The sequence below is a fragment of the Nocardioides sp. HB32 genome (assembly GCF_054058995.1).
On sequence record NZ_JBSSBS010000001.1, the window covers coordinates 1,441,118 to 1,463,399 of the forward strand.

Consider the following 22,282-nt stretch of genomic DNA (forward strand, 5'->3'; position numbering starts at 1 on the left):
GCCCGGACGGACTACCTCGAGTAGACCGTCCGGGCCTTTCTCGTCCCCTCGCCCCGCCGGACGTGGACTTTTTCGACGAGTCGCTTGACCGTCGGGCCTGTTAACCACATTATTTCGACCAATCCAGTGTATTTACTGGGTTTCTCTCGGGTGTCCGGTCCCTCTGTCGAAGTGAGGTCTCCATGCGCACACCCCTGCGCATCCTCGGTGTCACCGCGGCGTTGTCCCTCGCCGTGGCCGCCGTCCCGCTGCTGTCGTCCACCCAGGCCCAGGCTGCGAAGTTCACCGGCGGCAACCTGGTCGTCTACCGCGTCGGCGACGGTGCCTCCGCGCTGAGCAACGCCGCGGCGCCGGTGTTCCTCGACGAGTTCACCCCCGACGGTGACGCGGTCTCGAGCGTGGCGCTCCCGACCGCCGCCGCCGGCGCGAACAAGCCGCTCACCGCGGCCGGCCAGTCCCGGTCCGAGGGCCTGATCACGAACTCCCCGGACGGCAGGCTCCTCGCGCTGACCGGGTACGCCGCGGCACCGGGCACGACCGGTCCCGGTGGGATGTCGCTGACGGCGTCGGACCCCGCCTCGGTCGCCCGCGTCGTCGGCGTGGTCGACGCCGACGGCGAGCTCGACACCAGCACCACCCTGGGTTCCGGCGGGCCGGCGATCATCCGCTCCGCCGTGACCAACGGCAAGCAGGTCTGGGCGGCCGGCGGCGACGGCGGCGTGCTGACCACCGCGATCGGCTCCGGGACGGTCACCTCCATCGCCGGTGGCGCGACCGCGAACCTCGGCGCGCTGACCGTCCAGGGCGGCCAGCTGTTCGCCAGCGGCATCCTGGCGAACCGGCTCGCCGCGGTCGGAACCGGCACACCGAAGGGCTCGGCGACGCTCACCGACCTCACCGGCCTGCCGGAGGATCTCCTGACCTACGGCTACGCGTTCCTCAACCTGACGTCGGCGGACTTCGCGGGGACCGAGCTGGACACGCTCTACCTCGCGAACTCCTCGCAGCGGGGCGGCACCGTCGACAAGTACCGGTACAACGGCTCGAGGTGGGCCAGCGCCGGCCACGTGGACGTCGAGGGCGCGACCGGCCTGGTGGCGGACGTCTCCGGCGGCCAGGTCAGCCTGGCCGTCACCACGCCGACCGAGCTGCTGGCACTGACCGACCCGAACGGCGCCGGCAACGCCTTCGACCCGAGCAACCCCACGGTGCTGGCGACCGCCGACGCGAACACCGAGTTCCGCGGTGTGGCGCTCGCTCCGACAGGCCGCCTGGACGTGCCCGACGGTGCGCTCGAGGCCGGCAAGTACGGCTGGACCGACAAGCGGGTCACCAAGTCCGGCAGCTGGAAGACCTACGCGTTCGCCAAGGCGCCGGGCAAGAAGGGCATCGCGAGCACGAAGAAGGGCTCCTCCGCGACGGTGACCGTCGTCGGCGACCACGTCGTCATCACCTTCAGCACCGGACCGAAGGCCGGCAAGGCCCAGGTCGTGGTCGATGGCAAGAAGACCACCTTCAACACGAAGGCGGCGAAGACCGGGACGATCGTGAAGAAGCTCGCCCTCGGTGCCGCCGATTCGCACACGGTCTCGGTGAAGGTGCTGAGCGCGAGGCGCGTCTCGCTGGCCCTGCTGCAGGTGAAGTGATGAGCCGCCGTACCCGATCCTCCTCCAGAACAGGACTCCCGATGAACCGACGTCTCGTCTCCGTCCTCGCGGTGGCCGGCGCGGCCGCCTCGCTCGCGCTGGCCGGCACCGGCGCCGCGACCGCCGACCCGGTGCCCGGCCAGCCGGGAACGCCGCCGGCGGGCAAGACCGCAGCGCAGATCTACTCCGCCGTCGGCGCCGACGCGTTCGCCGAGCTGACGAACAACCTCGCCGACAAGTACAACGCGCAGTCTCCGGCTCCGACGCGGGTGATCGCGTCCTACGACGCGATCAACCCGGTGACGGGTGCTGCCGGCGAGAACATCACCACCAAGCCGGGCTGCACCGTGGCCCGTCCGAACGGCGCGAACGCCGGCGTCACGGCGATCACGCTCAACCAGAAGAGCACGGTCGACCCGAGCGAGTACTGCGTCGACTTCGTCCGCTCGAGCCGGGCAAAGGGCACGGCCGCCGCCGAGGCGAACCTGACGTTCTACGCCCAGAGCCGCGACGCGGTCAGCTACGGCGTGATCGGCAACGCGTACGCGCCGACCACCCCCCTGACCACGACGCAGCTCAAGGACATCTTCGAGTGCACGACCACCGACTGGAGCGAGGTGGGCGGCCAGGCCGGCGACATCCACGTCTACCTGCCGCCGGCGTCCGCGGCGACGCTGACCTTCTTCCTCCAGGCGATCGGCACCAACCTCAACAACGTGCAGGCCGGCTGCGCCGGGCTGCCCACGGTGTTCGACGGCCAGCAGAACGACGGTGAGAGCATGGCGGGCGACCCCCAGGGGATCCTGCCCTACGCGGTGACCAAGTGGGCCGCCCAGGTCAACGAGCCGCCGGGCATCCAGGACCTGCGGGGTGGCGCCCACATCGGGTTCGTCAACACCATGACCGCCCCGACCACGACATCGACGCTGAACGGTGTCACCTACCAGGTGCTGAACCCGGCGTTCACGACCGGCGGGAGCGCGTCCTTCGGCCGGATCTTCTTCAACGCCGTGCGCAACGACGCGCCGGACGGGCTGAAGTCGATCTTCAAGGCTGGTGGCTTCCTCTGCCAGCACGCGGACGAGCTGCTCATCCCGTTCGGCAACACGCCCCTCGGTGACGACACCTCGGCGTCGCGCTACTGCGGTCAGCCCAGCTGACCGACGGAGCTGACCCGGCATCGCGGGGTGGCGGTCCTCGCCGCCACCCCGCGATGCCCACCACGAGAAGGAAAAGCAGACGACCATGCGGATTGGGTGCATCCGAGCCATCCCTGCGGTGCTTGCCGTCGCGGTTCTCCTCCCGGTCGTCCCGGGATGGGCCGCGGCGCCGCCGGCGCCGACGCGGGAGGAGCCCGGGCCGGTGACCGTGCCGGCGCCGGGGGGAGGTGACGGCGCGACCGTCACCGTGACCAGGACCACCGACCTGGTGAACCAGACGGTGGTCGTGTCGTGGGCGGGCTTCCTCCCGAGCTCGTCGGACCGCTTGCAGAACTCCGGCGACTCCCTCGACGTGAACACCGAGAACCCGGTGCGGGTCTACGAGTGCCGCGGATCCGACCCCGCGAGCTCGAGCGACTGCTACGGATCGCCGGGCTTCCGTGGCGTCGACGCCACGGACTCCAACCCGGCAGTGCCGACGGTCCTGCCGTTCACCTACCCCGGGCAGACCGATCCCTACGACGCGACACCCGACGGCCCCGCCAACTGGCAGGACAACGTCACTGCGGCCGACGGGACCGGCCAGGTCTCCATCCAGCTGTTCACCAAGCGCGAGTCGGCGGGCCTCGGCTGCGACGTGACCGCGCCGTGCTCGATCGTCGTGGTCCCCAACTACGGCCGCCCGCAGGGTGCCACCGAGGACCTGATGGACGCGCCCTGGGCATGGGAGCGGCGCACCGTCGTACCGCTGACGTTCCTGCCGGTCGACGACGCGTGCCCGCTCACTGGCGCCTCCCTGCGGGTCGAGGGCAGCCCCGTCGCTGCGCGCGCGATGGCGAGCTGGCGGGCGAAGACCTGCACCCTCGCCAGCGACAAGGTGCTCGTGGACTACACCGCGATCGGTGAGCCGCAGACCCGCTCCGACGTCGCCTCCGGTACGACGGACGCGGGCCTCGTCATCGACCCCCTCGACGCTGATGCGGCCGACGGCCGCGGGGTGGTCTACGCGCCGCTCTCGGTCACCGGCATGGTGGTCGCGTTCCAGATCGACGACGCGAACGGCAAGCCGGTCACGGACATGAAGCTCAACCCGCGCCTGGTCGCCAAGCTGATCACCGGCTCCTACCGGTCCGGCGGCAACCCGGCCGTGATCGGCAACCCGGTCAACCTCTTCCGTGACCCCGAGTTCAAGGAGCTCAATCCGGGCGTCGCCTGGCCGGGCGGTGCGCCCGGCAACCACCCGTTGATCCTGGGCGACCTGTCGGACACGACGCTCGCCCTGACCCGCTGGATCGAGGCGGACAAGGATGCCCGCGAGTTCATCGCCGGCAAGCCCGACCCGTGGGGCATGACGGTCAACGCCAACTACCGGAAGGTCGCGCTGCCGTTCGCGAGCTTCCCGCTGCTCGACCCGTTGATGTCGGAGACGTACGCGCCGATCCAGGAGCTCGACACGCTCTCGCGCCAGCTCTCGCTCGCGCAGTTCCCCGGCGCGATCGTGACCCAGGAGGGCGGCGTCAACGTCGTCACCAAGCCACCCCGGCAGAACCCGGGCCGACGCGAGGTGATCGGCATCATCGACGCTGCGTCGGCGGCGCGGTTCCAGCTCTCGACCGCGGCGCTCGAGAACGCGGACGGCCGGTACGTGAAGCCGACCGACGCCGCGATGCTGACCGCGATCAAGCACGGCACCGTCGGCGCGGACGGTGTGACCCGGGCCGTCGACCCGACGGACGACACTGCGGGCAGCTACCCGTTGTCCCTGCAGATCTCCGGCGCCTTCTCGACCAGGGCGCCGAAGGACGAGCGCCAGGAGATGGCCGACCTGCTGGCGTACGTCGCCCGGGCCGGCCAGCAGCCCGGTGAGCAGGTCGGCATGCTGCCGCCCGGCCACGCGCCCCTCTCCCAGGACCTGGTCGCCCAGGTCGCCGAGGCCCGCAAGGCCGTCCTCGCCGGATGGACGGACCTCGGCGACGACGGCGGCGGCGACGGGAGCGGCGACGGTGGTGACTCCACAGACCCGCCGGGTGCACCCCCCGGTGGAGGGGGCGGCGCCCCGCCGATCACGGCAGGGCCCGCCTCCAGGTCGGACGAGCCCACGGGCAGCACGACCGGTCCGAAGACCGCCGACGGCGACCTCGGCCCGACGATGCTGACGGTCGGTCCGCAGGCCGCCGGCGGCCGGATGCTCACGCTGCCGGTGCTCGGGCTGGTCGCGCTCGTCGCGCTGGCGACCGGACCGCTGGTGCTCTGGTTGAGCCGGACCGGCCGGGGGCCGCAGTGGCTGCGACGCTGAGCGAGGAGGTCCAGCAGGGTCGTGCCCCGAAGCCGCGCCGGGGGATGCGTGCTCCGCGCCGGCCCCGCAAGGCGCGTCCGCCGCGCAAGCCGTTCGAGGTGACGGGCGCGACGGTGGTGGCGTTCGGGCTGATCACGCTGACCCTGCTGCTCGCGGCGTTCGGCCTGTACCTGTTCGTCGGGTCGGGCCTCGCCGCCAACCGGAGCCAGGACGTCCTGTACCAGCAGCTCGACGAGACGCTGGCGCAGGCGACGGTCCCGGTCGCGGGCGTGATCCCCGACGGCACCCCGCTCGGCATCGTCGAGATCCCGCGGATCGGGGTCGAGCAGGTCTTCGTCGAGGGCAGCGCGTCCGAGCAGACCATCGGCGGTCCCGGCCTCGAGCCCGACTCGGTGCTGCCCGGCCAGACCGGTGTCTCGGTCCTGGTGGGGCGGCGGGCGACGTTCGGCGCGCCGTTCCGGAACCTCGACCAGCTCGAGCCGGGTGACCGGATCCTGGTCACCACCGGCCAGGGCCAGTTCACCTACGTCGTCGACCTGGTGCGCACCACCGACGCCCCGGCGACCGAGATCGAGCAGGTCCCCGCCCGACTGACGCTGATCACGTCCGACCCGGCGATCACCCCCAGCCGCAGCCTCACCGTCACAGCGCAGCTCGACGGCACGGCACAGCCGGCGTCGACGGGGACGGCCGCCACGGCGGACGACGCCCCGGGAGCCGGCAGCTCCGGCCGCGGTGTGGCGCTCCTGCTGTGGGCCCAGCTGCTGCTGCTCGTGACCGCGCTCGTGACCTGGGGGGCGTTGAGGTTCGACGTCCGCGCGGTCTGGATCGGCGCCGTCCCCGTGCTCCTGGCGATCCTCTGGAACGTCTTCGAGAACCTCGCCGTCCTGCTCCCCAACACCTTGTGACGAAAGGCGAATCCATGACCATGACGGACGACGCGACGCTGGTCCTTCCGGCAGCGCAGCCGCGCCTGCCCGCGGCCCTGGTCGCCGAGCGGGTGAGCGCCTGGTTCGGCGATCACCAGGTGCTCGAGGACGTCGACCTGGCGATGGCCGCCGGTGAGGTGACCGCGCTGATCGGCCCGTCCGGGTGCGGCAAGTCGACATTCCTGCGCATCCTCAACCGGATGCACGAGCTGGTCCCGGGGGCGAGCCTGGCGGGGCAGGTGCTCCTCGACGGCCACGACATCTACGACCCGGAGCTGCGGCCGATCGAGAGTCGGCGCCGGATCGGGATGGTGTTCCAGAAGGCCAACCCGTTCCCGACCATGTCTGTCCACGACAACGTGCTCGCCGGGCTCAGGCTCACCGGCCGCAGGACCCGACGAAGCACCTCGGACGACCTGGTCGAGCGCAGCCTGCGCAGTGCCGGTCTCTGGGAGGAGGTCAAGAACCGCCTGGGTACGCCGGGCTCCTCGCTCTCCGGGGGACAGCAGCAGCGGCTGTGCATCGCGCGCGCCCTCGCCGTACGCCCCGACGTGCTGCTCATGGACGAGCCGTGCTCGGCGCTCGACCCCACCTCCACCCGTCGCGTCGAGGAGACGATCCGCTCGATCGCGGGCGAGGTGACGGTCGTGATCGTCACGCACAACATGCAGCAGGCGCACCGGGTCTCCGACCACTGCGCGTTCTTCCTGGCGGCCGAGGGCAAGCCCGGCTACATCGTCGAGCAGGGCCGGACCGAGGACATCTTCGAGCGGCCCCAGGACGAGCGGACCTCCGACTACGTGAACGGCCGTTTCGGATGACGATCTCAGTCGACCCGCCGGTCCGGACGGCAGCCACCCGCCGCGTCATCTCGGCGCGCCCGACGCCCCAGGACGTCACGTTCGTCGTGGCGGCGCGCTCGGCCGCGATCTCGACGCTCGTCGTCATGGGTCTGATCGGACTGTTCCTGCTGATCGGCGCCTGGCCGGCGTTGCACCAGCAGGGCCTCTCGTTCATCACCGAGTGGCAGTGGCTGCCGGAGGCCGGCACGTTCGGCATCGCGTCGTTGCTGTGGGGCACATTCCTGATCGGCCTGTTCGCCCTCGTGGTCGCCGTGCCGGTCGGCTTCGGCGCCGCGCTGTTCATCAGTGAGTACGCACCCCGCTCGATCAAGGGCTCGCTCATCACACTGGTCGACCTGATGGCCGCGGTGCCGTCGATCATCTACGCGATGTGGGCGCTGTTCTTCCTCCAGGCGCACCTGCTGACGGTGGCGCAGTGGATCTCGGTGCACTTCGGTCCCGTCCTGCCGTTCCTGCGCGTGAACACCCCGGACTCGCCGTCGTCGTACACGTCCTCGGCGTTCATCGCGGGCATCGCCGTCGGCGTGGTCGTGCTGCCCACGGTCACCTCGATCATGCGCGAGGTCTTCGCGCAGGCGCCGATCGGCGAGCGCGAGGGCGCCATCGCCCTGGGCGCCACCCGGTGGGGGATGATCCGGACCGTCGTGATCCCGTTCGGCCGCAGCGGCATCGTCGGCGGCATCATGCTCGGCCTGGGGCGGGCGCTCGGCGAGACGATCGTCGTGTACGCCGTGATCTCGCCGATGTTCGAGTTCACCACGCACCCGCTGCAGAGCGGCACCAACACGATCGCCTCGCACATCGCGTCGCGCTACTCCGAGTCCGGCGGCGTCGCGCTGTCCGGCCTGCTCGGCGCCGGCCTCGTGCTGTTCCTGTTCACCCTGGTGATCAACACGCTCGCCGGCATCGTGGTGAGCCGGTCCCGCTCCGGCTCGGCGACGGAGATCTGATGGCTGCCACGGCTCCCCGCAAGGTCAAGGTCGGCGGCGTCTCGACCGAGCTGGTGCTGCACGTCGGCTCGGCCGCGTTCGGCGCCCTCGCGCTGGTGTGGCTGATGTACCAGCAGCTGCTCCCGATCACGGGGACCATCGGCTTCTGGCTCAGCTGGTACGCCGTCTTCCTCGTCCTGCTCGCCGCCGCGAGCGCGACCACCTTGGACCGGATCGCGGTCGTCGACCGGATCGTCGGGGCGCTGGTCACGACGGCGGGCGCGATCCTGGTCGCCTGCCTGGCCGGCATCGTGGTGTTCACGGCGGTGCGGGGCTGGACGGCCCTGAAGCACGTGAACTTCTACCACGACACGACGGCGTACATCGGCCCGGACGCGTCGCTCGACCAGGGCGGCATCTGGGCCGCGATGGTCGGGACCCTCGAGCAGGTCGCGATCTCGATGATCGCCAGCGTGCCGCTCGGGATCGCGACCGCGGTCTACCTCAGCGAGGTGCGCGGCCGGCTCGCCCGGGTGGTCCGGACCGTGGTCGAGGCGATGAGTGCGGTGCCGACGATCGTCGCCGGCCTGTTCATCTACTCGATGCTGATCCTCAAGTTCGGCCAGGAGCGCAGCGGCTTCGCCGCCTCGCTCGCGCTATGCGTCAGCATGATCCCGGTCGTCGTCACGACCGCCGAGGTCGTGCTCCGGCTGGTGCCGGGAGGCCTGCGGGAAGCGTCGCTCGCCCTCGGCACCACCCAGTGGCAGACGGTGCGCCGCGTCGTCCTCCCCACCGCGCGGTCGGGACTCGTCACCGCGGTGCTGCTGGGCGTCGCGCGGGTGATCGGGGAGACGTCGCCGGTGCTGCTGGTGGCCGGGTCGACCTCCGAGCTCAACTACGACGCCTTCCACGGGCCGCAGGTCTCGCTGCCGCTGTTCGTGTTCAACGAGATGCGGCTGCCGCTGGACCAGGCCATCGCCCGGGCGTTCGGCGCCGCCGTCGTCCTGCTGGTGCTGGTCGTCGTGCTGTTCGGCCTCGCCCGCGTCATCGGCGGCAAGCCGCCGGGCCACCTGAGTCGGCGCCAGCAGCGCCGCCTGGCCGTCACCGCGGGGCTCGCACCCGCGCCGAACGCCGTGAACGTCGGTTCCCTCGAAGGAGACATGTCGTGAAGCGCATCATCGCCGTCGTGCTGTTCGTCGGCGCGCTCCTCGCCCCCGTGCCCGCCCAGGCGTCCGAGAGCTACGTGCCGATCTCCGGCGCCGGCTCGACCTGGAGCCAGGTCGCCGTCGACGCCTGGCGCGCCGACGTCCGCGCCTCCGGCGTCGTCGTGAACTTCGCCGGCACCGGGTCGACCGACGGCCGGTCGCAGTTCATCCAGGGCACCGTGGACTTCGCCAACACCGAGATCCCGTTCCAGAACCCGCCCGAGCCGGGGCAGCAGGCCGAGGTGCCCAGCCGCGACTTCGCCTACCTGCCGATCGTCGCCGGCGGCACCTCGTTCATGTACAACCTGACGGTCGGCGGCCAGCGGGTCCGCGACCTGCGGCTGTCGGGCACCACCCTCGCCAAGATCTTCACCGGAGCGATCACGCGGTGGAGCGACCCGGCCATCGAGAAGGACTACGGCAAGCCGCTGCCCGACATCCCGATCATTCCGGTCGTGCGGTCGGACGGCGCCGGCGCGTCCGCGCAGTTCTCGCTGTACATGCGCAGCCAGGCCAACAGCATCTACTGCCCGTTCATCCGGTCCGAGCTGCACCTGTCGGGCAGCGACTGCCCGAGCGTGTCGTTCTACCCGTCGTTCGGCAGCTCCAAGGCCCAGGTCGGCTCGAACGGCGTCGCGAACTACGTCTCCGCGTCGTACGGCGCCGGCTCGATCGGGTACGTCGAGTACGCCTACGCCAAGCGCATCGACTTCCCCGTCGTGTCGCTGCTGAACAAGGCGGGCTACTACTCGCAGCCCACGGCCGGCAACGTCGCGGTCGCGCTCACCGGCGCGAAGATCAACAGCGACCTGACCCAGAACCTCGAGTCGGTGTACACGAACCGGGACCCGCGCACGTACCCGATGTCGAGCTACAGCTACATGGTCGTGCCGACGTCGACGGACTCGCCGTTCAACGCCGACAAGGGCAAGACCCTCTCGACGTTCATCAACTACTTCCTGTGTGCGGGGCAGCAGAAGGCCGACATCCTGGGCTACTCGCCGCTTCCCAAGAACCTGGTGCTGGCCGGGTTCGACCAGGTGAAGCGGATCCCGGGAGCGGTGAGGTCGCCGTCGATCAGCGACTGCGACAACCCGGCGCTCGACATCCTCCAGTCGGCGCCCATGCCGAGCAAGTGCGACAGGATCGGGTCGGACTGCACCACCACCAACAGCGGGGGCGGCACCGGCGCGAGCGGGGGGACCGGCACCAGCGGCGGCACCGGAGGAGCAGGCGGACCCGGTGCGACCGGGGGGAGTGGCGGCACCGGGGCCGGTGGTGACGCGCCCGGCGCGATCGATCCACTGACCGGCGGTACGACGGGTGGTGCCGTCGATCCTGCGACGGGCACGGCAGCTGGCGCGACGGCGACACCGTTGCAGCTGACCGGTGGGCGTTCCGGCCAGGCGACCGCGGCGGCCTGGGTCGCCGCGATCGCGCTGGCGCTCACGGTGATGGTGCCGCCGTTCCTGCTGCGGCGGTCGAGGACGAGGCGGTAGGTCGCGCCCCAAACCGGTTGAGGCGAGCCGCGGTCACCGCGAGGCTGGCGGCATGACGACCTTCATCGCGCACACGACCATCGACTGTCGCAACGCCTACGAGCTCTCGGAGTGGTGGAAGCCGGTGCTCGGCTACGTCGACCTCGAGGGGGACCCGAACCTGCCCGGTCACGTGGAGTGCATGATCCGCGACCCCGAGACCGGTCACCGGCTGCTCTTCATCGAGGTGCCGGACCAGAAGTCGGTGAAGAACAGGCTGCACCTCGACCTCCGCCCGCGCGCCGCCACCCGGGACGAGGAGCTCGAGACCCTGGTCGGCCACGGCGCCTCGGTCGTGGAGGACCACCGCGGGATCCACGGGCCCGGGTCCGGCTGGGTCACGCTCGCAGACCCGGAGGGCAACGAGTTCTGCATCCTGAGGTCGGATGCGGAGGTCACGGCGTCGTGACGGTCCTGCCTGACGGGCGTGTCGGGCCCCGGTGAGCACGACGCCCGGGCCGCGAGACACCCGTCGGCGGGGTCGTCGTGGTCAGGAGGTGCCGCCCCGCAGCAACCTCAGGTGCAGGTCGCGGGTCTGGTACGACGGATCCGCGCCGAACTCGTCGGCCAGGTAGGCGCGGTAGGTCTCGAACACGCGTAGGGCGCTGCCGATGTCACCGAGCTCGGCGTACGCACGCATGAGGGTCCGGTGGGCGGACTCCGACACCCGGTCGATCCGCGCGGCCGTCCCGGCCAGCTCCAGCGCCTCGCGGAACGAGCCCAGCTCGATCGCGGCCGCCGCAGCGTCAGCGACGAGCTCCAGCCGGATCAGGACCAGGTGCTCCCGCTCGGCGCGCGCCCAGTCGCTGTCGTCGTCGTTGGCGTGGAAGTCCGCGCGGTAGAGGCGCTCAGCGACCCGCGCCTCCTCGAGGACCCGGGCGTGCTGACCGAGGTGGTCCGCGGCCTTGACGCGCTGGGCGGCCTCCTCGAACGCCCCGACGTCGACCCACGCGTCGCGCAGCACGAGGCCGTCCGGTGAGCGTTCGATGCACTGGTGCTGGATCGCGCGTCGGATCTGGCTGGATGCGGTGCGCAGGCTCGCGCCGGCCCGCTCGGGCGCGGCGTCGGGCCAGAGCTTGCCGATCAGGCTGTCGACGCGTACGGGCCGCGCATTGCTGAGAGCGAGCAGCCGGAGCAGGTCCATGGTCTTGCCGGTGCGCCACTCGTCAGCCGGGACGGTGGTGCCGTCGAGGCGGACCACCTCGAGCTCGCCCAGCAGGCTGATGGAGACCTCTCGATGCTGCGTCATGCGTTGGCCTGGGCCCCCTTGCTCGACAAAACCCGGGCGCAGCACCTCTCTGACCGCTCGTTCAGGATAACGCGCGGCAGCCCGGCCGGCCCGTCACCGCGGGCTCGACGGAGGAGTCAATTGCGCTCCTCGTCCAGGGCGAGGACCTCCACGAGCCCGGCCAGCACGTCGGTGGCGACGTCGCTCAACGGTCGTCCCTGCCGCCGCGCGAGCACTGCGAGGCGGTCGAAGCTGTCCTCGACGGAGAGGCCGGTGCGCTCGGCCACCACACCCTTGGCCTGCTCGACCACCACCCGCAGGGCCAGGGCCGTCTGGAGCTGCTCGGCGAGGATCTCCTTCTGCCGTGGCGTCCGCTCCTGGAGCAGGCCGATCGTGGCCACCCCTGCCAGCGCCTGCGCGACCGCCACGTCGTCGGGGCCCAACACGGTCGGCTCGTGGTACAGCAGGTTCAGGGCGCCCAGCACGTCTGACCGCATCCGCATCGGCACCACCTGGGCGGACGCGAACCCCAGGCTGCGAGCCTCCCGGGTGAAGCGGGGCCAGCGCAGCGCCGCCTCCTCGGAGCCCACGTTGACGACCGGAGCACCCGAGCGCCAGGCATCCAGGCACGGCCCCTCCGAGATCGCGATCGCGACCAGCTCCAGCACCTGGGAGGTGTGGGTGGTCGACGCGACCAACTGCAAGGTGCCGCGCTGGTCGGCCAGGATCACCCCGACAGCCGTGGCGCCCAGGATCTCGGTGCATCTGGTCGCCAGGTTCTGGAGGAAGTCCAGGACCTCGAAGTCGTCGCCGATCGTGTCCGCCAGCTCGACGAACGTCGCGGCCAACAGCTGTTCTCGGGACAACGCGTTCTCCTCTCCGTGTCGGTGGTGGCCGACGGTTTGCTCAGTAGAAGACAATCACTCTGTCGACGACACCGCGAGCGGTCTCGGCGACCGATCGGCCGTCGGCGAAGGCTCGCGCGCGGAGCAGCAGGAGCGCCTCGGTCAACCCGACGCCTGCCTGCACCGACACCATGCCGGTCGCCTGGTGGACCTCGGGATGTCCTTCGAACTCCACTTCCAGCCGGCCGATCGCCAGGGCGTCCGGCTCGCCGCCGGTGCCGTCGTGGTCCCCGGTCTGGAGGTAGAGCACGAGCATGACCGCGGCGTCTGCGTAGTGCAGCGCGAGGCTCAGGTCGGCATCGTCGAGCAGGCCGGGCTGGTCGCGGTACAGGTCGAGCACGCCGAGGCGGATGCCACCGATCCGCAGCGGGTACGAGAACAGCCCGCGGACCCCCTTCTGGAGGGCAGCGGGGGTGTAGGCCGGCCACCGGTCGGAACCCGGGGCCGACAGGTCTGCATGCAGCACGAGGCGTCCTGTCGCGAAGGAGTCGACGCACGGACCCTCACCCAGGGTGAGCTGGAGATCCTCGAGCTCGGTGGCCCGCTCGTCGGAACCCACGACGAGCTCGATGACGCCGTCGCGGTTCATCAGAGCGATACCCGCTGCCGAGATGGGGAGGCGCCGGCACGCATCCCGGCACAGCAGCTCCGGCAGGCTCAGCTCGGACCTGACCTCGTCCACTAGCGAGATCAGGATCTCGGCGGCGGGCGTCACGGCGACATCCGGAACGAGGTCGATCGCGGACCGCGTGCCGACGGACCGACGTTCGCGCCGCACCGCTCCATGATGCTTCCTCAACTCGGCCGGCGACCGTGCACTCCGGCGTTCCCTCCGCTGAGGTGGCTGCCATGACGCGACGCTCAGGGGCTCCCGCCACACCGTAGCGGATCCGTGGCCCCACCGGCAGGCCCGGCAGACGCGACCGACCCGTGCCGGGTCACGGATGTGCGGACACGGGCCATGGGTGCGAGGGTCCTGGCGGTCGCCATCCGGCCCGGAACGCGAGACCGACGGCTCCGAGCTGGGAAGGTACGCCGAGCTTCACCCGAATCGCGCGGACCTGCGCCCGGACCGTGGCCTCGGCCACGAACGCAGCCCGGGCGATCTCCACGACACTGGTGCCTCGCATCAGTTCCCCGAGGACCTCGCTCTCGCGAGGGCTCAGCGTCTGGAGCAGCGCGGCTGACCTCGCGTCGCGAGCCTGCTCGTTCCGGTAGCAGGTGAGCAGGGTCGTGCGCTGCTCGTGCGACACTGCCGGCCGACCCGCCCCGACGTCGCGGATCCGGCTCAGGACCGTCTCCAGGTGCGCGGACTTGGTCACGACCGCCCGCGCGCCGAGGTGGAGGCACTCGCCGTGCCGCGCCGGGTCGGTGGCGGCGGTCACGACGATCACGGCGACACCGGCGAGCGCCAGGGGACAGACGAGGTGCGCCCCGTCCGTGGGCTCCAGGGGCAGGTCGAGCAGCGCGACGTGTGGCTTCTGGCGCAGCACCTCGGCGGCGACGCGGTCGACCGAGGACGACCTCGGCGACACCCGGCGCACGACATGGCCTGCGTGCGTCAGGACGATGTCGAAGGCCTCCGCGAACAGCGGCTGGTCCTCCACCAGCGCGATCCGGATCAGTCCGGCATCGCCAGGCACGGTCGTGCTCCCTCGTCGGCGGCGGACGGGGTGAGCGTGAAGGCGGCTCCATCGACGGTTCCGAGGGGCCACCCGGCCATGAGCCCGGCGACGGCTGGGGCTCCCCAGCGAGGGCGGAGAAGGGACCGCAGCGCGCGTCGCGCGGCGACCGCGGCGTGGAGCGTCGTCGGCATCGTGGCCTGAGCGTGCATCGAGTGCTCCCTTGGTCGGGTCCATGACGCCACCCCTGTGCAAAAAAATCGTGAAAGGCGCGTCAAATCAGGCGTTCCCCGCAACGGCGCTACCGGGATCGCTGGCTGACCCTTGATCTGCTGTGGAATCCGTCGTCAGCGTGGCGGTGCGGAAGGGTCGTCGGCGCGCCCGGCGTGGAGCCGGCGACCGGCGACGACCAGCTCGGCCACGGTGTGCAGCTTCAGCTGCGTCTCCTGGGAGTGTCGGCGCAGCACGGCCATCGCCTGGTCGCCGTCCAGCTCGTACCTCTCCATCAGCATGCCCTGGGCCTGCCCGACCACGCCGCGCGAGTTCAGCGCGGCCGTCAGGTTCGTGGCGCGATCGACGTGTCGGAGCAGGAGGCCGATCTGGTGGGCGAGGTGGCTCGCCGCCCTCGTGGCGGCGGGGGGAAACGCCCCGGGCCGGCGCCCGTACAGCTCCAGCACCGTCACGTCGGTCCTTGCTGGGGGCATGCCGACGAAGAGCGCCGAGTGCAGGCCGGCGGTGGCCGTTGCCGCCGCCCACTCCGGCCATCGCGCCTCCTCGCGGGTGGCCGGGAGGACGAGCACCTCGCCGTCGGCCAGGAGCACGTCCCGGGGAGTCATCAGGGACGCGGATGCGACACGGTCGAGGGCAGCGAGGCCGGCGTCGCTGGACCCGAGTCGGCGCGCCGGGCCGTGACGGGAGTGGACCGAGAGCCCGACGACGTCAGCGACGCCGCGGCGCGCGACGAGGTCCGCCGTGTGCTGCGCTGCACGGTCCAGCCCGTCGATCCCGACCAGCTCCTCGGCGATGTCCGCAGTCAGCCGGAGCAGGGTCAGCTCGGTCCCTTCGCGGGCGGGCTCCGCCGGTCGCTGCTCGGTCATCGCCACCTCTCCGGCCCCGCTGTCCGTCAGCGAGCCTTCCACGCCCGGGACCACCGTGGAACCGGTCCTCCGATCCCCATGCCGCCTGCCCTCCGACCCTAGTGTGCACGCGAAGGTGTGCGGACGGAGTCGGGCTCGTGGCGTCCCGGCACCTCGATCGTCATCGTCATCTCGCATCGCAGGGCACCCCCGGCACCATCGTCGAGCACGGGGATACTGGTGCGATGCTCCAGAGCCCGCGGGACCCCCGGACGAGCGACTACGTGCACGGCCGCTTCGGATGAGTCCTGCCCGCACCATCGCGTCCCTGTCGACCGGTCTGGTGGTCGTCGCGGGACTCGGGTACCTCGCTTCGCAGACCGTGCTGTCCGCGCCGTCGTACGTGGTGTCCGACCGGCAGTACGTCCAAGCACCCGTTCCGGCGGCGCAGGCCCACGGTGAGGTGCAGCCGGGCAAGCCGGTCGGGCCGCAGCGGGTCGACCCGCAGTGGGTGGCCGACACCGCCGCCCGTGCGGGCATCCCGGCAACCGCCGTACGCTCCTATGCGAACGCACAGCTCGCCGAGCCGCGCGGCTGCGACGTCGGCTGGACGACGCTGGCCGGCATCGGCTGGGTGGAGTCGCAGCACGGCACCATCGGCGGCCGCACCCTGGGCGACGACGGGCACTCGTCCACGCCGATCCTCGGCCCCGCGCTCGACGGCCACCGGTACGCCGCGATCCCGGCCACGCCCGAGACGACCGCCTGGCACGGCGACCCGCACTGGGACCACGCGGTCGGACCGCTGCAGTTCATCCCCTCGACCTGGGAGACCTGGGGCGCCGACGGCGACGGGGACGGCGCCGCCGACCCGAACGACCTCGACGACGCGGCGTACGCCGCCGTCCTCTACCTCTGCGCCGACGGCCACGACCTGACCACCGGCTCGGGATGGGCCGACGCGGTGTTCTCCTACAACCACGCCCAGTCCTACGTGGACTCGGTCTACACCGCCGCGAAGGCCTACGCGGACCGCACGGCCGGGTAGTCCCTGACGTTTCTGCGCATCTCGGGGCGGAATCACGACATTTTCGCCAGGGACTACCAGCCCACACCCGACACCGCGCGGCTCCCCGAGGATCCGCCGCCCCGCTCCTAGGCTGACCGGGACGCCGGGAGTGGGAGCGGGATGCGCTGGCGGATCGCGGTGGTGGGCATGTCGGCTGCGCTGGTCGTGGCCGGTGGACCCGCGCCCGCGCAGGGGGACGACGACGTCACCTCCGAGGTCGGGCTGCGCCGGGCATGGGCCGATCCGACCCGCACGCGGATCGACCTGGGTGCCGACATTGCGCTGCGTGACTGCCACCTCGGCGACCCGATCCGGGAGTCGCCGTACCCGATGGTGCTCGACGGGCGCGGGCACACGATCCGGCAGACCTGCTTCGAGAAGCGGGTGCTGCGCCAGGACGGCACCGGCTGGCTCGACGTGCGGAACGTGGTCCTGACGCGCGGCGGCTCGGACGGCCCCGGCGCCGCCCTGACGTCGCGCGGGGAGATCATGCTCTCCGACTGCGTCATCAAGCAGAACCTCGCCGAGGAGCCCGGCGGTGGCGTGTTCTCGATGCGCCGGGTGACCGTGCACCGGTGCCTGATCAACGGCAACCTGGCGAACGACGACGGGGGCGGGATCTACGCCCGTCGCGGCGGCGTCCAGGTGTACGACTCGGTCCTCAGCACCAACCTCGTCGACGGGTCCGGCGGCGCGATCGGCTCCACCGGGGACATCCTGGTGGTGCGTTCCTACGTCGACGGGAACACCACCGACGGCGACGGCGGAGCGCTGTACGCCGACGAGGACGGCGACGTCACGGTCATCGAGTCGCTCATCGACGGCAGCGACGCCGACGGACCGGGTGGAGCGATCTTCACGCTCGACGGCGACGTCGCGGTCTTCGACTCCACCCTGACCGGGAACCGTGCCGACGACCGTGGTGGCGCGATCTCGGGCGAGGCCGACGTGCTCCTCGTGAACTCCACGGTCGCGCGGAACCTCGCCGTCGCGCACGCCGGCGGCGGCGTCTGGGCGCGCGGCAACCTGGTGCTGGTCAACTCGACGGTCACCAACAACTACGCCGAGGGCGAGGGCGGGGGGCTGCTCTCCGCCGGACGGCTCTGGCTGCTGTCGTCCACGGTCGTCGACAACATCGCCTCGGTCGGCGGCAACCTGGGCCCGTCGGGACCGATAACCAGCTTCGGCTCCGTGCTGGGGCCGCCGTCCTACGAAGGCGTCACCGGGGACACGATCCCCACCCGGAGATCCTGCCGGGTGTACGCCGCGCAGTCGCGCGGCTGGAACTTCCTCACCGACACCAGCTGCGGCCTCGCGGACGCCACCGACGTGCTGGGGGAGGACCCGGAGCTGGCCCAGCTCGAGGACGACCCGAACGGCTTCGTCCTCGTGCCCCTCGCCGGCAGCCCGCTGGAGGACCGGATCCCCGCAGGGTCCTGTCGCACCGCTCTGCCCGACCCGCTCCCCGCCGGGCAGCTGCTCGAGGCGTACGTCGACTGGGGCGACGTACTCACCCACGACGCCCGGGGCGTGCCCCGCGGCCCCGGTCCCTGTGACATCGGCGCGGTCGAGGACGGCACCGCCGCGGGAGCGCTCCGGCCACCACCGCAGGTGCCGGCGGACCCGGCTGCGGCGCCACCCGCGAGGCGGGTCGCCGGCGCGCCGCCGTCCCGCCAGCGAGCGGGGCCCACGACAGTCCGGACGCTGCTGGCCCGCACCGCCCGCCGGCTGCGGGTGCTCGACGTGCAGGCCCGCCGTTTCGACGTGCTGCTCGGCTGCACGACCCGTGTCGGCGTCGACCGGGCGGGGGACCCGCGGCACCGCTTCGGCTTCGAGTACGACGAGCGCGACGGGACCGACCTCGACCTGCGGCCGGCGCTGGTGCGGCACCGCCCGGGCCGCGCCGCCGCCCGGTGGGACCTGCTGCGGCTCGCGACCGAGCGCCGGTGCCTCAGTGCGGCGGCCGACCCCAACGGCGCCGGCGACGACGCCCGTCCCGCCCGCGCCCGACTCGCCCGGTGGCTGCACCGGCTCGAGCGGCTCGAACAGCGGGTCGAGGACCGGACCGAGCGGTTCGACGACTGGGAGTCTTGCCTGTCCTGGCTGCCGGTCACCGAGGCGGGGGACGCGGACCAAGACCTCGGCTACCTGGTCGACGAGGGCCTGTGGCCCTACGAGCGGGTGCACTACCCGGCCCTCGACCTCGACCACAGCGAGTGGGACGACCCCGACTACATGGTGCTCGCGTTCCGCGGCGGCGAGCACCCGTTCGGGCCCGGACCGTGCGGCACGGACCCGGGTGAAGGCGTCGACCGGCCCGCCGTCGCTGCCCGCGGGTCGCTCCTGCAGCAGGTGCGCGACCTCCGCGAGGACGTGGCCGACCTCGGCGAGCCGGTCGAGGAGATCAGCAGGTTCGACCAGTGCCTGTACACGGTCGGCGTCAGGTCGACGCCGGGCTACCGGTTCCTGGACGCCCACGCCCGATCGTCCCGGCGCGCGGCACTCTCCTTCGACATGCGGGGCGACCACCTCCCCGCGATGAGCGTGCTCGCCTTCCCCGGCGAGGAGCCACCGCAGATCGAGTGCAACGAGGACGCCGGCGGCGTGGAGACCGACGAGTAGGACCGTGGACCCGACCCTGGGACCCCGGGGGAGTCAGGTCCGACGCCGTACCGCCCCGTTGCGGAGGCCCGCGGCCGCGATCTGCGAGGAGACCTCCAGCTTGCTGAGGATGGCGTTCAGCTGCGTCCGCACGCTCGCGGGCGACAGGTCCTGAGCCGCGGCGATCTCGCTGAAGGTCCGGCCGAGCGTGAGCTGGCGCAGCAGGTCGCGTTCGGCTGGCGAGAGCTTCTCGAGCCGCGGGCAGAGTTGCTCCTCGCGCAGCTTGCGTTCGTACCAGGCCCGCAGCAGCTGTTCGTGCTCGGACCGAGTCGCCAAGGGGGCGCCGTCGCGGACTCCACGCACGATGGCGTTGACCTCGTCGAGCGATGCGGACTTCGAGATCACCTTCGCTGCGCCGAGGTGAACGCTCTCACCCCAGCGGGCCCGGTCGGCGGATCCCGTCAGGACCACCACCACGGTGCCCGCCTCGGCCAGCGGTGCGATGAGCCTCGAGCCGTCCCCGAACCCGTCCAGGTCGACGTCGAGCAGGGCGAGGTCGTAGTCGCCGCCGGTCCGACGGACGTCGGCGGGAGCTGCCGCCATCATCTTCGCGATGTCGGTGGGCAGGAGCCGGTGCACCGTGGGGCTCTCGGACTCCAGCGCCTTGCGGAGGGCCTCGGCGAACAGCTCGTGGTCGTCGATCACGAGCACGCGGAGTGGTCGACCGCGGCTGGTCATGGTCGCGGCGCGACCGGGAGCCGTCTGTCGCACGCGTCGGTCATGGGGGCTCGCTCCTTCCGGGACTCGAGGCCTCCTGGGCAGAACGACCGGGTCAGGACGTCCGAGGCACGCGTCGCTCGCCGCCGAGCGACACCCTGTGCGTGCCCCGTCGAAACGTCAATCATTCCTGCACGCCGACGACGAGCGCCGAGGCTCACCAGCCGCAGCGGGCCACGAGGCCGGTCGTTGGACCGGCGTTCGAGCTCCGGGCGGTGTCCAGCCGGGACGGGGGACATTCCCGGGTGGAAGAACCGCCCGCTCCCTCCCAGGAGCGTGCAGCGGCTGGTGAGCGGTTCTCGGGGGGCGCAATCTGGATCTTCTTGAACTACGATGGTCGAGCGACGGGGACGCGGGCATCATCAAGATCGGGGTCATTCGCCCGGGTTGGTCGCGACCGCCCTCTTGCTTGAACAGGTGATCGCGTGGTGAACGAGCCGTCCGTGCCCCGGATCGTCGTCGCATCGGACCAGGCCCTCGTCGCGGACGTCCTGTGCGCGTCGCTCGGCGACTTCGGCTTCGAGCTCGTGAGCTGGCATCAGGGCGCAGATCCCGTGGCCCCGGACGCCCACGCCGGCCTGTTGGTGACCGACCTGGCCAGTCCCGACTGCCGTGCGTACGCCGACGGCGTGCTGGCCGGTTCCGCCATGCCGTGGGTGGTCGTCACCGCGACGCCTCCGCCCGCGACGTGGCTCGAGGGGTTCGCCCCGGTCCACGTGCGGGTGCTGCCCGCCTCGGTCCGGCTCGCCGAGCTCGCGGATGCGCTGCACGACGCCGTGGAGCATGCCGCGGTCGCCGGTGACGTCAGCTGCCCGTGGCCGCGCCCGGAAGGCACCAGGCGCTAGTACGCGCCGTCGTGGGCCAAGACCGCGTGCAGCGTGCGGCGCAGGATCCGGAGATCGGTCCCGAGGGACCAGTTGTCCACGTAGTGGAGATCGAGCCGGACGGTGTCCTCCCAGGACAGGTCCGAGCGGCCGGAGACCTGCCAGAGACCGGTGAGCCCGGGGCGGACGGCGAGCCGCCGGCGTGGATCGATGTCGTAGCGCGCCACCTCCCCCGGAAGTGCCGGACGCGGCCCGACGAGCGCCATCTGGCCGCGCAGCACGTTGGCCAGCTGGGGCAGCTCGTCGATCGAGTAGCGGCGGAGGAGGCGGCCGGTGCGGGTGATCCGCGGGTCCTGGCGGATCTTGAACAGCACCGCGCCCTCGGACTCGTTGCGCTCGGCGAGCTCGTCGACGACGGCGTCGGCGCCGACGGTCATCGTGCGGAACTTGTACAACGTGAACTCGCGTCCGTCGCGGCCCACCCTGACCTGACGGAAGATGGCGGGCCCGGCACTGTCCAGGCGCACGGCCGCCGCGACGCACAGCAGGAGCGGGCCGAGGAGGACGACCAGCAGCGCGGCACCCGCCCGGTCCATGGTGGCCTTCACCAGCCGCGCCAGTCGTCCGGACGGCGCCCGCAGCTGCAGGAGGCTGAGGTCGCCCGCCGAGACGAGCGCCGCGCGGGACGGAGCGACGTCGAGGAGTCCGGTGCCCACGTAGACGCGGGTGCCGGTGGCCTCGAGCTGCCACCCCAGCCGGCGCAGCCGAGCGGGGTCCAGCTCGCGGCACGGGAGGACGACGACGGCGTCCGCGTCCGCGGCGACGATCGCCCGCACGATGTTGTCCGGGGCGGGCAGCCCCAGGCCGCCACCCCCATCATCGTCGCAAGGCGAGGTGGACGGTCCGACGACGCAGGTGCCCACGACGTCCCAGCGCTCGCCCGGAACCCGGCGCAGCTCCGAGACGGCCCGATCGACCTCGTCCGGCTCGCCGGCGACCACGACCCGGGCTCCGGCGGACGACAGGAGCGCGCGACTCCACGGCGCGTCGGCGACCGACCTGGTCACCAGGCCGAACAGCGTCAGGAGCGCCGTGAGCACGATCAGCTGCTCGGGGGTTGCCGTCACCGCGACCACCGTGGGAAGCGACCAGCACAGGAGGGCGAGGACGACGCCGGCGCGCACGACGGCCGGGCCGCGATGCCCCCGGGACTGCGCGAAGGCCGCGCAACACATCAGCAGGATGAGCCACAGCAGGCCGAGCGTCACCACGTTTCCGGCCTCCCGGCCGGTGGAGGGGAGAGGGCCGCTCGGGCCGACGATCAGGACCGCGATGGCGACCGAGACGCTGTCCAGGAGGGCGAGCGCGCACAACGGGACGACCTTGGACCTACTCGCTCGCCGCCGGATCTCCGTGGGCCGGAAGGCAGTGTCCGGCGCCGACTCGAGAAGCTCGAGAGGGGCAGCGAGGAGTGGATCTGCGAGAGGTGCGGTGGTCGTCACGATGCGGCGCTCCTTGGCTCCGGGATGAGCCCAAACTAGGAGGGACGCAGGGGGTTCTACATGCCTGAAATGAGGCACGTCCACGAGCAGTTCGCGATTCGGTGACCGATCG

Annotated in this window: 19 protein-coding genes; 12 read left to right on the forward strand and 7 right to left on the reverse strand. The window is 71.8% G+C overall.

The features are described from left to right. The first annotated feature begins 182 nt into the window (after positions 1–182). The 9 genes from ACVW2K_RS07325 (at position 183) to ACVW2K_RS07365 (ending at position 10,975) form a co-directional block, all read left to right on the forward strand. Positions 183–1,646 (forward strand): hypothetical protein, encoded by a 1,464-nt coding sequence (locus ACVW2K_RS07325; RefSeq protein WP_457202056.1) that lies wholly within the window; start codon positions 183–185, stop codon positions 1,644–1,646. A gap of 41 nt (positions 1,647–1,687) precedes the next feature. Then, positions 1,688–2,806, forward strand: a complete 1,119-nt coding sequence (locus ACVW2K_RS07330) for a substrate-binding domain-containing protein (RefSeq protein WP_028636320.1) — start codon at positions 1,688–1,690, stop codon at positions 2,804–2,806. 202 nt (positions 2,807–3,008) lie between these two features. Then, positions 3,009–5,102: a hypothetical protein gene (locus tag ACVW2K_RS07335; protein ID WP_457202057.1), complete on the forward strand. Its 2,094-nt coding sequence runs from the start codon at positions 3,009–3,011 to the stop codon at positions 5,100–5,102. Beyond that, positions 5,087–6,010 carry a sortase gene (locus ACVW2K_RS07340; RefSeq protein ID WP_457202058.1) on the forward strand — a complete coding sequence of 308 codons (924 nt, stop codon included), beginning with the start codon at positions 5,087–5,089 and terminating at the stop codon, positions 6,008–6,010. The genes ACVW2K_RS07335 and ACVW2K_RS07340 overlap by 16 nt, the downstream gene beginning before the upstream one ends. A gap of 65 nt (positions 6,011–6,075) precedes the next feature. After that, positions 6,076–6,852 (forward strand): phosphate ABC transporter ATP-binding protein PstB, encoded by a 777-nt coding sequence (gene pstB / locus ACVW2K_RS07345; RefSeq protein WP_442937145.1) that lies wholly within the window; start codon positions 6,076–6,078, stop codon positions 6,850–6,852. After that, positions 6,849–7,844, forward strand: coding sequence for a phosphate ABC transporter permease subunit PstC (pstC, locus tag ACVW2K_RS07350; protein WP_081790288.1), 996 nt, complete (start codon positions 6,849–6,851; stop codon positions 7,842–7,844). The genes pstB and pstC overlap by 4 nt, the downstream gene beginning before the upstream one ends. Beyond that, on the forward strand, positions 7,844–8,992 hold the full coding sequence (gene pstA / locus ACVW2K_RS07355; protein ID WP_081790287.1) for a phosphate ABC transporter permease PstA: 1,149 nt from the start codon (positions 7,844–7,846) through the stop codon (positions 8,990–8,992). Before pstC ends, pstA begins: the two co-directional genes overlap by 1 nt. Beyond that, complete coding sequence (locus ACVW2K_RS07360; protein WP_028636316.1) at positions 8,989–10,527, forward strand: phosphate ABC transporter substrate-binding protein PstS; 1,539 nt, start codon at positions 8,989–8,991, stop codon at positions 10,525–10,527. Before pstA ends, ACVW2K_RS07360 begins: the two co-directional genes overlap by 4 nt. 52 nt (positions 10,528–10,579) lie before the next feature. Further along, the gene (locus ACVW2K_RS07365) at positions 10,580–10,975 is read left to right on the forward strand and encodes a VOC family protein (RefSeq protein WP_028636315.1); all 396 of its coding nucleotides are present in this window, start codon (positions 10,580–10,582) and stop codon (positions 10,973–10,975) included. A gap of 81 nt (positions 10,976–11,056) precedes the next feature. Here ACVW2K_RS07365 and ACVW2K_RS07370 read toward each other — a convergent pair whose 3' ends face one another. From ACVW2K_RS07370 to ACVW2K_RS07390, 5 genes are all read right to left on the reverse strand, one after another. Further along, positions 11,057–11,815 carry an AfsR/SARP family transcriptional regulator gene (locus ACVW2K_RS07370; protein WP_028636314.1) on the reverse strand — a complete coding sequence of 253 codons (759 nt, stop codon included), beginning with the start codon at positions 11,813–11,815 and terminating at the stop codon, positions 11,057–11,059. A gap of 116 nt (positions 11,816–11,931) precedes the next feature. Continuing rightward, positions 11,932–12,660 carry a GAF and ANTAR domain-containing protein gene (locus ACVW2K_RS07375; RefSeq protein WP_036569508.1) on the reverse strand — a complete coding sequence of 243 codons (729 nt, stop codon included), beginning with the start codon at positions 12,658–12,660 and terminating at the stop codon, positions 11,932–11,934. A 40-nt stretch (positions 12,661–12,700) separates the two neighbouring features. Then, positions 12,701–13,414, reverse strand: coding sequence for a GAF and ANTAR domain-containing protein (locus ACVW2K_RS07380; RefSeq protein WP_457202059.1), 714 nt, complete (start codon positions 13,412–13,414; stop codon positions 12,701–12,703). Between the two features lie 223 nt (positions 13,415–13,637). Then, on the reverse strand, positions 13,638–14,342 hold the full coding sequence (locus ACVW2K_RS07385; protein ID WP_457202060.1) for a LuxR C-terminal-related transcriptional regulator: 705 nt from the start codon (positions 14,340–14,342) through the stop codon (positions 13,638–13,640). Positions 14,343–14,668: 326 nt separating this feature from the next. Further along, complete coding sequence (locus ACVW2K_RS07390; protein ID WP_457202061.1) at positions 14,669–15,418, reverse strand: ANTAR domain-containing protein; 750 nt, start codon at positions 15,416–15,418, stop codon at positions 14,669–14,671. Positions 15,419–15,698: 280 nt separating this feature from the next. Here ACVW2K_RS07390 and ACVW2K_RS07395 point away from each other — a divergent pair, with 280 nt between their 5' ends. Next, positions 15,699–16,445, forward strand: coding sequence for a lytic murein transglycosylase (locus tag ACVW2K_RS07395; RefSeq protein WP_028636308.1), 747 nt, complete (start codon positions 15,699–15,701; stop codon positions 16,443–16,445). Between the two features lie 141 nt (positions 16,446–16,586). Continuing rightward, on the forward strand, positions 16,587–19,088 hold the full coding sequence (locus ACVW2K_RS07400) for a hypothetical protein (protein WP_457202062.1): 2,502 nt from the start codon (positions 16,587–16,589) through the stop codon (positions 19,086–19,088). Between the two features lie 33 nt (positions 19,089–19,121). On the opposite strand, the gene ACVW2K_RS07405 is transcribed toward ACVW2K_RS07400, so the two are convergent. After that, a complete protein-coding gene (locus ACVW2K_RS07405) occupies positions 19,122–19,838 on the reverse strand; it encodes a response regulator (RefSeq protein WP_081790285.1) in 717 nt (238 codons plus the stop codon). A gap of 434 nt (positions 19,839–20,272) precedes the next feature. On the opposite strand from ACVW2K_RS07405, the gene ACVW2K_RS07410 reads away from it, so the two are divergent. Next, entirely contained in the window at positions 20,273–20,689 is a 417-nt protein-coding gene (locus ACVW2K_RS07410) for a hypothetical protein (RefSeq protein ID WP_457202063.1), read from the forward strand. On the opposite strand, the gene ACVW2K_RS07415 is transcribed toward ACVW2K_RS07410, so the two are convergent. Beyond that, positions 20,686–22,041 (reverse strand): exopolysaccharide biosynthesis polyprenyl glycosylphosphotransferase, encoded by a 1,356-nt coding sequence (locus ACVW2K_RS07415; RefSeq protein WP_457202064.1) that lies wholly within the window; start codon positions 22,039–22,041, stop codon positions 20,686–20,688. The two genes, ACVW2K_RS07410 and ACVW2K_RS07415, sit on opposite strands and share 4 nt — an antisense overlap. Between the last annotated feature and the right edge of the window lie 241 nt (positions 22,042–22,282).

What these genes read in the sequence shown, in the direction of transcription:
- ACVW2K_RS07390 (WP_457202061.1), bottom strand. Translation starts at nt 15,418, where the DNA reads ATGACCGAGCAGCGACCGGCGGAGCCCGCCCGCGAAGGGACCGAGCTG.
- ACVW2K_RS07330 (WP_028636320.1), top strand. Translation starts at nt 1,688, where the DNA reads ATGAACCGACGTCTCGTCTCCGTCCTCGCGGTGGCCGGCGCGGCCGCC.
- pstC (WP_081790288.1), top strand. Translation starts at nt 6,849, where the DNA reads ATGACGATCTCAGTCGACCCGCCGGTCCGGACGGCAGCCACCCGCCGC.
- ACVW2K_RS07400 (WP_457202062.1), top strand. Translation starts at nt 16,587, where the DNA reads ATGCGCTGGCGGATCGCGGTGGTGGGCATGTCGGCTGCGCTGGTCGTG.
- pstA (WP_081790287.1), top strand. Translation starts at nt 7,844, where the DNA reads ATGGCTGCCACGGCTCCCCGCAAGGTCAAGGTCGGCGGCGTCTCGACC.
- ACVW2K_RS07325 (WP_457202056.1), top strand. Translation starts at nt 183, where the DNA reads ATGCGCACACCCCTGCGCATCCTCGGTGTCACCGCGGCGTTGTCCCTC.
- ACVW2K_RS07395 (WP_028636308.1), top strand. Translation starts at nt 15,699, where the DNA reads ATGAGTCCTGCCCGCACCATCGCGTCCCTGTCGACCGGTCTGGTGGTC.
- ACVW2K_RS07365 (WP_028636315.1), top strand. Translation starts at nt 10,580, where the DNA reads ATGACGACCTTCATCGCGCACACGACCATCGACTGTCGCAACGCCTAC.
- ACVW2K_RS07370 (WP_028636314.1), bottom strand. Translation starts at nt 11,815, where the DNA reads ATGACGCAGCATCGAGAGGTCTCCATCAGCCTGCTGGGCGAGCTCGAG.